Source organism: Euzebyella saccharophila (assembly GCF_014855495.1).
Taxonomy (GTDB): Bacteria; Bacteroidota; Bacteroidia; order Flavobacteriales; family Flavobacteriaceae; genus Euzebyella; species Euzebyella saccharophila.
In genome coordinates this window covers 922,501-937,460 of sequence record NZ_JACYFJ010000001.1, presented here as the reverse complement: position 1 = coordinate 937,460, position 14,960 = coordinate 922,501, and the positions used below count along the sequence as shown (strand labels likewise).

Below are 14,960 nucleotides of genomic sequence, written 5' to 3'. Positions count from 1 at the left end.
ATACCATGAAAGATATAGCTAGACAAAGTTTGAGTATTAAGGTCGAGTGTATGGACCTGCTCAACAATCAGATAAAAAAAGAAGCACACGCCTCGGCCACCTATTTGGCCATGGCCTCTTGGTGCGATCAAAACGGATTTTTTACTGGCGCAAAATTCTTCTACAAGCAAGCTGAAGAAGAACGCGAGCACATGATGAAAATCTTTCAATTCGTCATCGATGCTGGTGGAAATGCCCTTTCGCCGGAAATTAGTGGAATCCCACACGAGTATTCTTCCATCGTTGATATTTTTGAGAATGCCCTTGACCACGAAATCAGCGTTACCAAATCTATTCACAACATAGTGATGAAAGCCCGTGAATTGGGTGATTTGGCCACCGAAAAGTTCTTGGATTGGTTCGTATTGGAACAAGTGGAAGAAGAAAACACCATTCGTGATATTCTCGATATGATCGAATTGACCGGCATTGAAGGCGTAGGTCTTCAAATAATAGATGGCAAAATTAATGATTGGATAGATTAAATCATCCAAACAAAAAAAGGCTTATAAACGAAAATGCCCCGAACCAATGGTTCGGGGCATTTTTTATAGCCACTCTTACAGTGCTTAGTCCCTTCCGCCAAGCACCTGCATTCCCCAATATACCAAGGTTGCCAAAGAACCAATAGCAGCTACTAAATACGTTCTAGCAGCCCATTTTAAGGCGTCTTCCGAACCTTTATATTCTTCAGGGGTTACAATATTTTGATTTTTCAACCAGGCAAGTGCACGGTTACTGGCATCATATTCCACAGGAAGGGTCACGAAACTGAAAAGTGTTGCAAATCCCATCATCACCAAACCGGCAATAGCAATCCAAAACCCGAGACCAACCCCAGCGGCGGCACCCAACATTAAACCACCAAAAACCACCCACATTGACATACTTGAGGTGACGCTCACAATGGGCACCAATTTAGACCTCATAGTCAACCATTCGTAGGCTTGTGCATGTTGAACCGCGTGGCCGCATTCGTGTGCCGCTACGGCCGCTGCTGCGGCATTTCGCTGACTGTAGACCCCTTCACTAAGGTTTACGGTCTTGTTTTTAGGATTATAGTGATCCGTTAGCATCCCGGCCGTTGAAATCACCTTCACATCCCGAATACCATGGTCTGCCAACATTTTTTCGGCAATTTCCGCACCACTCATTCCATTGCGCAAATGCACTTTTGAATAATGCTTGAACTTACTTTTTAATTTACTGCTTACCAGCCAGCTCACCAAGGCGATTGCACCGATAAGTATATAATATCCCATCATAATTCTTCTAATTTAATTGTCTTAAAGATAGTAAGAATCCCATTTCAACCACAAGATTCTTTTGCTATAAACGGCAAAAACCCCGCCATTTTGAAGCGAGGTTATTTCTACTGACAAAATGTACCAGTGCTATGCTTTGGCTTCGGCCCAATCAAAAGCCTCGATAATCTCCTTATAGACAACCTTACCATCCGTAATATTCAAGCCTTTTTTCAACAAGGCATCCATTTCACACGCTTTTTCCCAGCCCAGATTGGCCAATTTCAACACATAGGGAAGCGTTACGTTGGTCAATGCCATGGTAGAGGTATATGGCACAGCTCCGGGCATATTCGCCACCGTATAATGAAGTACGTCATCGATTATATAAATAGGGTCTTCATGGGTGGTAGGCCTGGTAGTTTCAACACATCCGCCTTGATCCACCGCCACATCAACGATAACCGTACCAGGTCTCATTTCCTTTAGCATATCTCGGGTTATCAGATTGGGCGCCTTAGCTCCTTTCAGCAATACCCCGCCTACAATCAAATCATGGGTCTTGATATATTTTCTGATGTTGAACTCGTTCGAAAACTCGGTAACCACATGCGGGGGCATCACATCGTTTACATACCTGAGGCGTTTCATATTAATGTCAAGAATGGTAACATGAGCCCCTAAACCTGCTGCCATTTTAGCAGCTTGAATACCCACAACCCCAGCACCAAGCACCAAAACCTTGCCTGGAGCCACCCCGGGAACACCCCCTAAAAGTACACCACGTCCTTTGGCAGGTTTCTCTAAATATTTTGCCCCTTGCTGAATGGCCATACGGCCGGCTACTTCAGACATTGGCGTTAAAAGAGGGAGCGTTCCGTCTTCGTCTTCTACCGTTTCATAAGCGATGCAGGTAGCCCCACTTTTGATCATAGCCTTGGTCAATGGTTCACTGGATGCAAAATGGAAATAGGTAAACACCAATTGCCCCTTTTGGACCATTTCATATTCCTCCTCAATGGGCTCCTTCACCTTTACGATCATCTCGTTCATACCGTATACTTGCCCAATCGTGTCCAAAATGACCGCTCCGGCCTTTTTATAATCATGATCTAAAAAGCCACTGCCCTCACCAGCTCCAGATTGTACGTGTACGCTATGGCCATTCTTAACCAGTTCATACACTCCGGCGGGAGTCATACCTACCCGACTTTCATTGTTTTTGATTTCCTTTGGAACACCGATTTTCATGAGTTTGAGATTTTGAGTTTGAAATACATTACCTACAAATATCTTTTTTTCAATCCGAACAACGTTACAAATCAATAACTTGAGTTCAAGAAAAAACATTTTTATAACAAAACACCCCTCAAATTGGAGGGGTGTTAATTATTCAATTGATTTTTTCAGGATGTACAATCCTAGGGAATAATCCTTATCCGACGATGTTCACAATTTTACCGGGAACAACAATCACTTTTTTGGGCGTTCTACCCTGCAACTGCTGCTGGGTCTTTTCGTGGGCCATTACGGTGGACTCGATTTCATCTTTGGACAGGTCTAACGGAAGTTCCAACTTAAAGCGCATTTTCCCGTTAAAGGAAATTGGATACTCCTTGCTGCTTTCTACTAAATATTTCTCCTCAAATTTTGGAAAAGGCGCCTCAGAAATGGATTCGTCATGTCCCAGTTTTTCCCAAAGCTCCTCAGCAATATGCGGGGCATAGGGCGATACCAGAATAATCAAGGGTTCTAGAATTTTACGACTCGCACATTTCTGAGATGATAGCTCATTTACGGCTATCATAAAGGTAGAAACCGAAGTATTGAAACTAAAGTTCTCAATATCTTCCTCTACTTTTTTAATGGTCTTATGAAGGGTTTTCCAAGAGTCTTTGTTTGGCTCTTCATCGCTTACCTCAAAAGCCCCATCGGCACCACCATGGTACAAACGCCACAATTTTTTCAAGAAGCTGTGTACACCGGTAATACCGGCGGTGTTCCAAGGTTTGGATTGCTCCAACGGGCCCAAGAACATTTCATACAAACGAAGGCTGTCTGCCCCAAACTCTTCACAAATCGCATCTGGGTTGACCACGTTGTATTTGGACTTGGACATTTTTTCTACTTCGCGGCCTACGATGTATTTATCGTTATCACCTTCGATAATCTCACCATTATCCCCAATAAAAATGGCATCCTTGAATTCTGGTCTCCAATTTTTAAAGCCTTCTACATCCAACTCATCTGAAGAGTTAACCAAAGACACATCTGCATGTAATGGCATAAAATTTTTCCAATTAGCCTCTGAGATAACTCTACCGCCAGGTTTTGAAGTCAATGAACTAATTAGATTTTCTAATGGCTTAGAATAGTCATTCACAAATCCCCTAGCGTCTACCACTTTTGAAATAAAACCATGGGAGAGAAAAATTACTTTTTCTAAATAATTCTGACTCCACCTATAAACAAAAGCACTGGTCCCCGTAATCATCCCTTGGTTGATGAGTTTTTTAGCAAACTCATCTTTGGGTACCAAGCCCTTATCGAACATAAACTTCTGCCAAAAACGGCTGTACAACAAATGGCCGGTAGCGTGCTCGCTACCCCCAATGTACAAGTCCACATCTTGCCAGTAATTAATGGCCTCTTGGGAGAAGATCTCTTGCTCATTCTTTGGATCCATATACCTGTTAAAGTACTGCGAGCTCCCTGCCCAACCGGGCATGGTATTCAAATCCAAGGCGAAGACTGTTTTATTGTCAATCTTGCTATTTTCAACTACTTTTTTGGCAACCGTATCCCAAGCCCACTCGGTAGCGTTACCTAAAGGTGGTTCGCCCGTTTCCGTTGGCAGGTATTTATCTACCTCTGGTAAGGTAATGGGCAAATGTTCCTCTTCAATCATGTGTGGCAAGCCATCGGCATCATAATACACTGGAAAAGGCTCTCCCCAGTAACGCTGACGGCTAAAAACGGCATCACGAAGGCGGTAGTTGACCTTTCCTTCTCCCTGGCCTAATTTCTCCAATTCCGCAATCACTTTTTTGGTTGCCTCTTTATAGGGTAATCCGTTTAGGAAATCAGAATTGGCAATAACCGTATTCTCTTTATCGGCAAAAGCTTCCTCAGAAATATCAACCCCCTCAAATATATTGGGAATGTCAATATTAAAATGCTTGGCAAAATCATAATCACGTTGGTCGCCACAAGGCACCGCCATCACGGCACCGGTTCCGTAACCCGCCAAAACATAGTCCCCAATCCAAACCGGAATCGGTTCTTTCGTAAAAGGATGCTCCGCATAGGCCCCGGTAAACACCCCAGAAATGGTCTTTACATCTGCCATTCGCTCGCGTTCGCTTCTCTTGGCAGTGGCTTCTATGTAAGCCTCCACAGCTTCTTTTTGCTCCGGAGTGGTGATTTTCCCCACCAATTCATGCTCAGGTGCAAGGGTCATAAAGCTCACCCCGAAAATGGTATCGGGTCGCGTAGTGAACACGGATATAGTATCCTCAAAATCTTTTAAGTTAAAGTCAACGGCGGCCCCAACACTGCGCCCGATCCAGTTAGTCTGTGAATCTTTTAAAGGCTGTGGCCAATCTACTTTTTGCAGTCCGTCTAACAAACGCTGCGCATAGGCCGTAATGCGCATGCTCCATTGTGTCATTTTTTTACGCACCACTGGGTGGCCGCCACGCTCCGATACGCCGTTTACGATTTCATCGTTCGCCAAAACGGTTCCTAAGGCGGGACACCAGTTCACTTCACTTTCCGCCAAATAGGTCAAGCGATAATTTAGTAAAACCTCTTGTTTTTCCTTTTCGGAAAAGGCTTTCCAATCCTCGGCGGTAAACGAAGGGGTATCCTCATCACAAACAGCTTTGATATTGGCGTTTCCGTTCTTTTCAAAAGCAGTGATCAAATCGGCAATATCCTCGGCCTTATCGGCATCGGTATTGTACCAAGAATTGAATAGCTGAATGAAAATCCACTGCGTCCATTTATAATAATTAGGGTTCGAGGTACGCACCTCTCGGCTCCAATCAAAAGAGAAGCCCATGCGATCTAACTGCTTTCGGTAGCCTTCAATTTTCTTCCCTTCCTTATCCACTCCTCCTTCTATATTCACACGAGTGGTATCTGCCGGGTGCTGCCCCGTTTGAATGGCGTATTGCTCCGCAGGAAGTCCGAACGAATCATAGCCCATAGGGTGCAACACGTTAAAACCCTTATGGCGCTTGTAACGCGCATAGATATCACTGGCGATATAGCCTAATGGGTGACCCACATGCAGTCCTGCACCAGAAGGATAAGGAAACATATCCAACACATAGAATTTCTCCTTTTCAGAATCGTTCTTGGCCTTGAACGTTTGGTTTTTGGCCCAATATTCTTGCCATTTTTTCTCTATGTTATTAAAATCGTACTGCATGGGTGTTCTTTAATTTTCTGTGTGCGGCAAAAATAAGTTTATTCAATTTACTTTCCTAAATTTACGGCCGTAGAGGAGCATATGGGAAAATCATTTGAACAGTATCAAAAACAGAAGCTTATTTCGTCTTACTTTTCGGTGGCGTTAAGTATTGGTCTTGTACTGTTTTTACTAGGTATTTTGGGGCTTTTGGTGCTTAACACCAAAAAAATGGCCGATCACTTTAAGGAGCAGATTACCATTTCGGTTTTTTTAAAGGACGAAGCCAAAGAATCTGAAGTTGATCAGTTGCAAAAGAACCTCTTACAAGCAGAACACACCAAGGCCGCCATTTATGTCTCAAAAGAAGAGGCCGCCGAACAGCACAGTGAAGAGATTGGTGAGGATTTTCAGGATTTTTTAGGGTACAACCCATTAAAAAATTCCATTGACGTGCAGTTGAAGGCCGATTTTGTGACTCCCGAACAAATTGAACAGATTGCCAAAAACCTTTCGGAAAAAAGTTATGTTTCCGAAGTGAGTTATGACAAACCTTTGGTGGGATTACTCACTGAAAACGTGAAAAAAATTAGCCTTTGGATTTTAATTGCCAGTGGTATTTTTACCTTCATTGCCTTTTTGTTGATCAATAGCTCCATTAGGCTTTCCATTTACTCCAAACGTTTTATCATAAAAACCATGCAAATGGTTGGGGCTACCAAAATGTTTATCCGAAGGCCTTTTATATGGACCAACGTAAAACTCGGCATGCTTGGGGCTTTATTGGCAACTGCGGTTTTGGCGGGGTTGCTGTATTATTTGGACCAGAATTTTCCAGAGCTCGCGCTAATTGAAGACCTAAAAACCTTGGGTATCCTTTTTGGTGCACTATTCCTAATAGGTATGCTTATTTCCTTGATATGTACCTTTTTTGCAACCCAACGTTTCTTGAACCTACGTACGGACGACCTCTATTATTAGAAGCTCTTTCATAATCACTGTCAAGAAGTTCATAAAAAATTTCAAGCAATTACTTTTTCGCTAAATTTGCAGCATGGGAAAAAAACAGCAAAAACCTACCAATCAACCGCCCAAGCGAGAATTTATCTTCCAAAAGAAAAACTACACCTTTATGTTTATTGGCCTGGCCTTTATAACATTGGGGTTCATTTTAATGAGCGGCGGTGGTAGCGATGACCCAAACGTTTTTAATGAAGCCATTTATAGCTTTAGAAGAATACGGTTGGCACCCACTCTAGTATTGATTGGCCTAGGCATTGAAATCTACGCCATATTGTTGAATCCGCACAAGAAGAAATAAACTTTGGATACTTTAGACGCCATCATTCTCGGTATCATTCAAGGATTGACCGAATTTTTACCTGTATCATCAAGCGGACATTTAGAATTGGGAAAGGCCATTTTAGGAGACAACTCCGTTCCCGAAGAAAGTTTGTTGTTTACCGTCATTTTACACTTTGCCACCGCCCTAAGTACCCTAGTGGTTTTTAGAAAGGATGTTTGGGAAATTATTTCTGGTTTGTTAAGCTTTAAGTGGAACGAGGAAACCCAGTTTTCTTTAAAAATCATTATTTCGATGATTCCCGCAGTGTTTGTAGGTCTGTTCTTCGAAGAACAACTGGAAACCTTTTTTGGCGGAAATATTCGCTTTGTAGGCTTTATGCTGATTATTACTGCTGTTCTGCTTTATTTGGCGGACAAGGCCAAGGATACCGATAAAAAGGTAAGTTTTACCAATGCCTTTATCATTGGCGTTTCTCAAGCTATAGCCATGCTTCCCGGAATCTCCAGAAGTGGTGCTACCATATCTACTTCCGTTTTATTGGGGGTAGACAAGACCAAGGCGGCCCGGTTTTCCTTTTTAATGGTGGTCCCACTGATATTCGGTAAAATTGCCAAAGACCTTTTAAGTGGCGACCTTGCTTTTAACGGTAATAATGGAATGGCCATGGGCGCAGGTTTTATTGCTGCCTTTGTTGCCGGACTAATCGCTTGTACTTGGATGATCCAATTGGTAAAAAAGAGTAAACTATCGTATTTTGCCATCTACTGCCTAATTGTAGGCTTGATTGCCGTGGCATACGGTATCTGGGGCTAAGCGATTCATCCCCAACCCTAAACAAAATTTATTCAGGTAATGAATACCCTAACCAAAGAAGATTTTCTTTCCGGTCAGATTTTGCTTATTGATAAACCCCTGACGTGGTCATCATTTCAGGCGGTCAACAAATTGAAATGGGCCATTAGAAAGAAATTTCAGTTAAAAAAGATAAAAATTGGGCATGCGGGCACTTTAGACCCACTGGCTACAGGACTATTGATTATCTGCTGCGGTAAATTCACCAAAAAAATACCCGAGTTACAAGGGCAAGAAAAAGAATATACCGGCACCATTACTCTGGGCGGCACCACCCCTTCTTATGATCTTGAAACAGAAGTGGATCAAACATTTTCTACAGAACATATTACGGAGCAAATGATTTATGATACGGTACGTAGTTTTGTGGGCGATATTGAACAAAAACCACCTGTTTTCTCGGCTTTAAAAAAGGACGGCAAACGTTTATATGAATACGCCAGGGCCGGCAAAGAGGTAGAAATAAAATCTAGAACCGTGCACATTGCCGCTTTTGAAATAACCAACATACAAATGCCCCATGTTGAATTTAGGGTACAATGTAGCAAAGGTACTTACATTAGAAGTTTGGCACATGATTTGGGGCTTAAGTTAGCGTCCGGTGCACATTTAACGGCTCTAAGAAGAACCAAAATAGGCGAATTCAACGTAAATAATGCCCTAGACCCCAATACTTTTGCCAAAAATTTATTGGGTGAACCTGATGAAATGTAACATTGTTTACCTAAAAGTTCCCGTTCGTCGACACTATAAAATATTTTAAATAAAATATGGTTATATCCATACTATGAATCTCAATCGCAAACAATTATCTTTTCTAATCACCTTTTTCTCCATGGGAATCGTGGTGTTGTGCCTTTACAACATTCATTTGGGGGGAACAGAAGAAGAGGATGAATATGTGGTAGAGATGCTTTTGGAAGATGAGATTTTGGAGGAACTTGAAGAAGAGGAGGAAGTTGAGGAAGAAATGGAAGAGTCCGAATTGGTAAAAAGCCATATGGCCTATAACGAAACTGCAAAACCTAGTTACGGTAATCCTGAACCTTTAAAAACCTTGCAAGAGATTTTAGAGGAAAGAAGTACTGCCGAAGAAGGTGAAAACAGTGATGAAATTTCAGATTCGGAGTATGCGGAAAGGGTAAAAGAATTACGTAAAAAACGGGAGGAAGCCAAACAAATGCTAGGCGAAAAAGAGGCCCAGAAACAAGAGTTCACCAATAATTTGGCCAAAAGGCGTACTTCGGTTTCATTTTCTTTAGTAGAGCGTAACGGATATAGATTGCCACCTCCTATATACACCTGTATTGAGGGCGGAAAAGTTGTTATCAATATTGAGGTAAACTCTGCAGGAAATGTAATTGATGCCGATTTTAACGCAAAAAGTTCAGGTACTTCAAATGGCTGCTTGGTAGAAAATGCTATCGCCTACGCCTATAAAGCAAAGTTTAGCTCTTCATCAAAAGCCAATCAAAAAGGCACTATTACTTATTTATTTCAAGGGAAGGCTCGCTAAGAGCTCATTTAAAATGGTCTGCCCCTTATCTTTGTTATACCATTGTTGTAATTCTTCTTTTAACTCTGGCATTATTTTACCGTATTGCGCTTTGTGATCCAAAACCATTTGAGCTGCAGGTTGCGGCCGTGGGCCCCAATCGCCTAAAACTTCTTTTGTCTCTGAATCAAGAATAATCAATTTAGGAATGGACATGGCCCCATTGGTCAGAAATCTATTCATCAATGCTTCGTGTTCATCTCTTAAAACGACCTTAAAGTCTATCTTTTCAGTATGCTCGGTAATTTTGTTCATCACCGGCAACGATGGGGAAGCATCGCCACACCAACTTTCGGTAAGCACCAAAAAAGTAATTTTTCTATCTAATTTCTTAATCGTTTCGATTTGCGCATCAGAAACCTTTACGGTTTTATCAAAGCGCTTCATACGTCTGTCGTTAAGCATCGTATAATTGGCCAGAGCCTCGGTTTGATTGGGACCTGTAGCTTTCCCCTCCAATGCTAATTGGTTCACCATGGCCCTATAATCGCCATATGAAATGGCCTGCGAAAGGGCATTATCGATTAATTCTCGAACAGTTTTTTCTTTAATAGTGGAAACGGACATAAATAATTTACTCTAAAATTGGGTTACTTTAGTTGTAGTTGCGCCCAAAAACTTACAAAAAATGTTATATACTATTTAAGCGAAAGTCAAAGCAAACATTTTATGGTTTTCCCTAGCTCTGAACTTCTTTAATTGCTTCATAAATCTTTTATCTTTATCTTATAATATTTCAAATATGAGCAAACACCGATGTGGATGGTGCTTAGGCGATGAGCTTTATGAAGCCTACCATGACCAAGAATGGGGCGTACCCGTGAAAGATGACGAAACTTTGTTTGAATTTTTGTTATTGGAATCTTTTCAGGCTGGACTCAGCTGGATTACCATATTAAAAAAGCGCGGAAATTTTAAAGAGGCCTTTGATCATTTCGATTACCGAAAAATCGCCACCTATGATGAGGCGAAGAAGGAAGCTTTGAGACAGAATGCCGGCATCATTAGAAACAAACTAAAAATTAATGCCACTGTCGGTAATGCTCAAGCATTCTTGAAAGTTCAAGAAGAGTTTGGAAGTTTTAGCCATTACATTTGGAACTTTGTAAACCACCAACCGATTAAAAATAACGTAAAGTTTTATAAAGATGCTCCTGCAACCACTGAAATTTCAGACCAAATAAGTAAAGATTTAAAAAAGAGAGGTTTTAAATTTGTGGGCAGTACCATTGTCTATGCTTTTATGCAAGCTACCGGAATGGTAAACGATCACGAAACAGATTGCTTTAGATATAATGAAGTTTAGTCAAAAATTTATGAAGAAACCATTTTTCACCCTATTAAGTCTTTGCCTGCTATTTTTCGTTCAATTTGGTACGGCCCAAAATAAATATGAGCGTGAGTACCGCATAAAAAAATCGCAATTTCCGGAGAAGGCGCTTGAACTTATTTCCACTAAGTTGGAAAATGCAAAACGTGTACGGTTTTACAAAGAAACAGATAGCACCAAGGTTAGCTATGAGGCAAAATTTAAAAAAGACCGCTTACATTACAGCGTTGAGTTTGATGAGGATGGAGTTCTGGAAGATGTTGAGATTCTCATAAAGTCAATAGATATCCCCAATGATTCTTATTCCCTAATGACCAAGTACCTGGAAAAGAAATTTAAAAGGTATAGGATTAGGAGAATGCAACAGCAATACCCTGTTGGCGCAGACCCTATTGAAACTACCTTAAGAAATGCATTTCAAAATTTGATGCTTCCTACCATTAAATACGAACTTATTGTCTCTGGTAAAGGTGATTCTGGCTATGAACAATTTGAAATACTTTTTAATGCCAATGGCGGTTTTGAAAAAATAAGAAAGTCGCTTCCTCCTAATTATGACCATGTTCTTTACTAGACTTTTTACGCTCATTTTCATTACGATTGTTTGGGCAACAAGTTTACGGGGGCAGGAAAATTTTGTTTTTTATACAGAGCCCAATGTGGCCATCAATTATGATGTGGCTACCAACTACTCCCATAACTTTGAGTTTGCTAACAGAAGTTACCTCTATGATGAGGAACTTCAACTCAAGGTGAGGCAACTGGAAATTTCCCATTTCTCAAAGCTAAATATCGGCTTTGACCAGAGTATCGCTTTGGGGGTAAAATATAGATGGCGGGAACATTTTGAAAATGACAAGGAAAACGAATTGCGACTTACGGAACAATATAACATTACCAATAGAAATGGGAGTTTAAGGTTGGGAAACCGTTTTAGGGTAGAGCAAAGAATAAGTCCGTCTGTTACTACGCATAGATTTCGATATAGATTTGCTTTAGATACGCCTTTAAGCGGTGAAAAGTTAGACGTGGGCGAAGCTTATTTTTTGATTTCAACGGAAGCTCTGCTCAGCGCAGCCAAGTCACAAAAACCAGAATTTGATCAAAGGCTCACCTCCCAAATTGGATGGCTGGTAAACCCCGTAACCAAATTACAGACAGGGCTGGAATACCGTATTGAAAATTACGGGCAGGAACCCGCCTATGTCATGCTTTTATTGGCCAGTCTTGTTTTCTCTCTTTAGAAGTTCCAAAAACGTCTCGCGTGGCACTTCCTTTGCACCCAAACTGGCCAAGTGATCGGTATACATCTGGCAATCTACCATGAGATAATTTTTGCTTTCCAATTCTTGGGCCATTTTTATAAAAGCGAATTTAGAAGCATTACTCACCGTAGAGAACATACTTTCCCCGCAAAATACGTGGCCCAAATCTATACCGTAGAGTCCGCCGACCAAAGTAGTATCTTGCCAAACCTCATATGAAACGGCCTTCTCCATTAGGTGTAGCTCCCTATAAGCGTTTTGCATTTTTTGGGTAATCCAAGTGCCATCTTGGTCTTTTCTTGCAACTTGAGAACAGTTTCTTATTACCTCTTGAAAGCTTTTGTTTTTAGTTAACTGGAAGTTATCGGACTTGAGAATCTTTCGCATGCTTTTTGAAATCTTCACTTCCCTTGGTCTTAGAATCATTCTTGGGTCTGGAGACCACCACATTATAATAGCATCATCATTGAACCAAGGAAAGATTCCACTTCTATAGGCCAACAATAAACGCTCTGGAGAAAGGTCACCGCCAACAGCCAATAATCCCTCCTCATTTGCATTTTCAATGGGTGGGAATTCAAGCTTTTCAGAAACAATATACATCTAAAGCTATTTGTTTCAAAAGTATATAAATTGAACTAAGAAAAACTTACGCATAGAAACGATTACGCATAAAAAAACCCGTGAACATAAGTTGAACACGGGTCAATATTTTTAAAATACTAATCTAGAAAGGCAAATCATCATGATCTTCCTCATTTAGATCATCTACGGGGGCAAAAGCATCTGCCGGTGGAACCGGAGGCATTTGTCCGCCACTAGGCTCTTGTTGTAAGTTTTCTATTCTCCATCCCTGAATGGAGTTAAAGTATTTTACCTCGCCTTGAGGGTTGGTCCACTCCCTACCCCTAAGGTTGATACTTACCTTTACATCTTGTCCAATATTGTAATTGTTCAGTAAATCTGTTTTATCCTGAACAAATTCTATCATTAAATGCTGTGGGTATTGCTCCTCCGTCGTTACTACCACTTCTCGCTTTCTAAAACCATTGTTTCCAAAGGTTTGAACCTCGCCGATTTTCTTAATTTTTCCCTGTACTTCCATGACTACGAATTATATGTTAACTGAAACTATTTAATTTTTAAAAGTAGGGTTATTGTAATGATCCACCTAAGAAAAAGAAAAGAAGTTATTAATGATCGTATCCCAAAAACATCTCCTAGTTAAAATGCAAAATTTCAAGCCTTGGGCATTCCCAAAAGATATGTACCCAATGGTTTGCCGTTTGCCCTTAACGCCGGCCCTTTGCTCCAACTATACGTATCTGAGTGAAGCCCATTTAAAAGTACATCCATGTCTTTCATGGCGTACATTCTAGGTAACGAAGCCTGTCCATCCCAAGCATAACAAATTGGAATTACAGGAATGAGGTACGTCAACAAAACTTGTTTTAAAGTTAAGTTCTTTACGAATGGCGTCATGAAAAAAACCATCACTACAAGCAGGACCAATGAAATGGGCAAAAGAAGCCACCAAAGTAATAACGGCATGTTGTTTTCTGCCATTTCATAGATTAAAATGGGTTCGTTATTATCCTTTGCAGTTTTCAAAATCTGTCTTGCTGCTTTAGGAGGCATATGATGAAAACTATTCACCATGGTTTTGAGACCGGCAGGCACTTGAGACAAATCGGTAGCATTTACTGAACTGTGATGGTAGGAAGTTTTAGGATTCCCGTCCGCAGCAAATTTTTCGATGATTTTTTTATTGGGATACAGATCCGTAATCAACAATTGAACATGTTGCAACCCATCAGTTTGATGCAACTGCTCAAGGATATCTGGCATACACCCACCGGAGCCCGAGCCTAAATCAACAATTTGTTTAAGATTATTTTCCTTAAGAATTCCTGCCAAGTGATTGGACAATACCTTGGAAATACCCATCATACGGTGCAGTACCTCAATTAAATTGGTCATACCAGTTCGTACGGAAGTGGGGAACCATGAAAAATCCTCGAACTCAAATAACTGTATTCGTTTCATTGATCATTAGAATTTTCCAGGCGGTGGCCACATCACCCTTTGCCAATAACTTTTGGGCCTGTTGATGCAATTGTTCGGTATCCAACCCCTTGTAACCAGAATTTTCCTTTAAAAATTCATCCACCTCATTAGAAGATGGTTTTTCTTCTATATTCCCCAGAAGACCCAAATCATTTCCGGTAAGCACTGTACTGTTCCTGATGGCACTGGGCAGGGCATCCACACCCATTCCAATACTTGATAGGGGCTTTGGCACTGCAAACATTCCCTTATTCGCCCTAGTGTACCAATTGCCTCCCATTCGTGCCACTTGGTCTATTTTACGCTGATCAATTGCTCCGTTAGCATCCATAATTGCGGGATCTATATGTATTTTGACTACCTCGGAAAAAATGAGGTTACCAGCACCTCCATCCCTTCCCAGAGCTTCTACTTTTGTAACCTTACATTCAAATTGTACAGGCGATTCTCCCACTCTAAAAGGCTGCACTACATCCGACTTAACCATGGTGAGTCCGCTTTTCTCAAACTCGTTGGTGCCTTTAGGATATTCCGTACTGGAAAGTGACATCTGTTGCACCATATCAAAATTGACCATATTGATGACCACTTCCTTGGTCAGTAGCACGTTTTGTAAGGTGTGCTTGGTAGTATTGTCCCTAACCCTACGTGCCGGTGAAAAAATGAGTATGGGCGGATTGCTTCCAAAGACATTAAAAAAACTGAAAGGTGATAAATTAGGCCGGCCTTTTTCATCTACCGTACTCGCGAATGCAATTGGCCTAGGCCCCACAGCCCCTAAAAGATATCCGTGCAATTCCCCCGTTGAAACACTCCCCGGAAGTATTGAAATCATTTCTTTTGCCATAGTCCTAAAGATACAAATTTCTAATAGGGAGACTGAGGCTC

Annotated in this window: 17 protein-coding genes; 9 read left to right on the top strand and 8 right to left on the bottom strand. The window is 41.2% G+C overall.

The window, feature by feature from the left end:
* Nucleotides 1-5 precede the first annotated feature (5 nt).
* Nucleotides 6-524, top strand: a complete 519-nt coding sequence (locus IL355_RS03880; RefSeq protein ID WP_192460863.1) for a ferritin — start codon at nucleotides 6-8, stop codon at nucleotides 522-524.
* Nucleotides 525-608: 84 nt separating this feature from the next.
* Here IL355_RS03880 and IL355_RS03875 read toward each other — a convergent pair whose 3' ends face one another.
* From IL355_RS03875 to IL355_RS03865, 3 genes are all read right to left on the bottom strand, one after another.
* On the bottom strand, nucleotides 609-1,304 hold the full coding sequence (locus IL355_RS03875) for a zinc metallopeptidase (protein ID WP_187456568.1): 696 nt from the start codon (nucleotides 1,302-1,304) through the stop codon (nucleotides 609-611).
* 129 nt (nucleotides 1,305-1,433) lie between these two features.
* Nucleotides 1,434-2,534: an alanine dehydrogenase gene (ald, locus tag IL355_RS03870; RefSeq protein ID WP_192460862.1), complete on the bottom strand. Its 1,101-nt coding sequence runs from the start codon at nucleotides 2,532-2,534 to the stop codon at nucleotides 1,434-1,436.
* Between the two features lie 184 nt (nucleotides 2,535-2,718).
* The gene (locus tag IL355_RS03865; protein WP_192460861.1) at nucleotides 2,719-5,718 is read right to left on the bottom strand and encodes a leucine--tRNA ligase; all 3,000 of its coding nucleotides are present in this window, start codon (nucleotides 5,716-5,718) and stop codon (nucleotides 2,719-2,721) included.
* A gap of 81 nt (nucleotides 5,719-5,799) precedes the next feature.
* Here IL355_RS03865 and IL355_RS03860 point away from each other — a divergent pair, with 81 nt between their 5' ends.
* From IL355_RS03860 to IL355_RS03840, 5 genes are all read left to right on the top strand, one after another.
* Nucleotides 5,800-6,678 (top strand): cell division protein FtsX, encoded by an 879-nt coding sequence (locus IL355_RS03860; protein WP_192460860.1) that lies wholly within the window; start codon nucleotides 5,800-5,802, stop codon nucleotides 6,676-6,678.
* 73 nt (nucleotides 6,679-6,751) lie between these two features.
* The gene (locus tag IL355_RS03855; RefSeq protein WP_187456572.1) at nucleotides 6,752-7,018 is read left to right on the top strand and encodes a DUF3098 domain-containing protein; all 267 of its coding nucleotides are present in this window, start codon (nucleotides 6,752-6,754) and stop codon (nucleotides 7,016-7,018) included.
* Between the two features lie 3 nt (nucleotides 7,019-7,021).
* Nucleotides 7,022-7,816 carry an undecaprenyl-diphosphate phosphatase gene (locus IL355_RS03850; RefSeq protein ID WP_192460859.1) on the top strand — a complete coding sequence of 265 codons (795 nt, stop codon included), beginning with the start codon at nucleotides 7,022-7,024 and terminating at the stop codon, nucleotides 7,814-7,816.
* 39 nt (nucleotides 7,817-7,855) lie between these two features.
* Entirely contained in the window at nucleotides 7,856-8,569 is a 714-nt protein-coding gene (truB, locus tag IL355_RS03845; RefSeq protein ID WP_192460858.1) for a tRNA pseudouridine(55) synthase TruB, read from the top strand.
* Nucleotides 8,570-8,642: 73 nt separating this feature from the next.
* Nucleotides 8,643-9,371, top strand: a complete 729-nt coding sequence (locus IL355_RS03840; RefSeq protein WP_192460857.1) for a hypothetical protein — start codon at nucleotides 8,643-8,645, stop codon at nucleotides 9,369-9,371.
* Here IL355_RS03840 and IL355_RS03835 read toward each other — a convergent pair.
* On the bottom strand, nucleotides 9,348-9,977 hold the full coding sequence (locus IL355_RS03835; RefSeq protein ID WP_192460856.1) for a thioredoxin family protein: 630 nt from the start codon (nucleotides 9,975-9,977) through the stop codon (nucleotides 9,348-9,350). The genes IL355_RS03840 and IL355_RS03835 overlap by 24 nt on opposite strands.
* Before the next feature lie 175 nt (nucleotides 9,978-10,152).
* On the opposite strand from IL355_RS03835, the gene IL355_RS03830 reads away from it, so the two are divergent.
* From IL355_RS03830 to IL355_RS03820, 3 genes are read left to right on the top strand one after another with little or no spacing between them, the layout of a single operon-like run.
* A complete protein-coding gene (locus tag IL355_RS03830; RefSeq protein WP_192460855.1) occupies nucleotides 10,153-10,716 on the top strand; it encodes a DNA-3-methyladenine glycosylase I in 564 nt (187 codons plus the stop codon).
* 10 nt (nucleotides 10,717-10,726) lie between these two features.
* Entirely contained in the window at nucleotides 10,727-11,314 is a 588-nt protein-coding gene (locus IL355_RS03825) for a hypothetical protein (RefSeq protein WP_225621104.1), read from the top strand.
* Nucleotides 11,301-11,984, top strand: coding sequence for a DUF2490 domain-containing protein (locus IL355_RS03820; protein ID WP_192460854.1), 684 nt, complete (start codon nucleotides 11,301-11,303; stop codon nucleotides 11,982-11,984). The genes IL355_RS03825 and IL355_RS03820 overlap by 14 nt, the downstream gene beginning before the upstream one ends.
* On the opposite strand, the gene aat is transcribed toward IL355_RS03820, so the two are convergent.
* The 4 genes from aat to IL355_RS03800 form a co-directional block, all read right to left on the bottom strand.
* Entirely contained in the window at nucleotides 11,955-12,608 is a 654-nt protein-coding gene (aat, locus tag IL355_RS03815; RefSeq protein WP_192460853.1) for a leucyl/phenylalanyl-tRNA--protein transferase, read from the bottom strand. The genes IL355_RS03820 and aat overlap by 30 nt on opposite strands.
* Nucleotides 12,609-12,732: 124 nt before the next feature.
* On the bottom strand, nucleotides 12,733-13,110 hold the full coding sequence (locus IL355_RS03810) for a DUF3127 domain-containing protein (protein ID WP_187456581.1): 378 nt from the start codon (nucleotides 13,108-13,110) through the stop codon (nucleotides 12,733-12,735).
* 134 nt (nucleotides 13,111-13,244) lie between these two features.
* Nucleotides 13,245-14,051, bottom strand: coding sequence for a hypothetical protein (locus tag IL355_RS03805; protein WP_192460852.1), 807 nt, complete (start codon nucleotides 14,049-14,051; stop codon nucleotides 13,245-13,247).
* Entirely contained in the window at nucleotides 14,029-14,907 is an 879-nt protein-coding gene (locus IL355_RS03800) for a flavin reductase family protein (RefSeq protein WP_192461341.1), read from the bottom strand. The genes IL355_RS03805 and IL355_RS03800 overlap by 23 nt, the downstream gene beginning before the upstream one ends.
* Nucleotides 14,908-14,960: the final 53 nt, after the last annotated feature.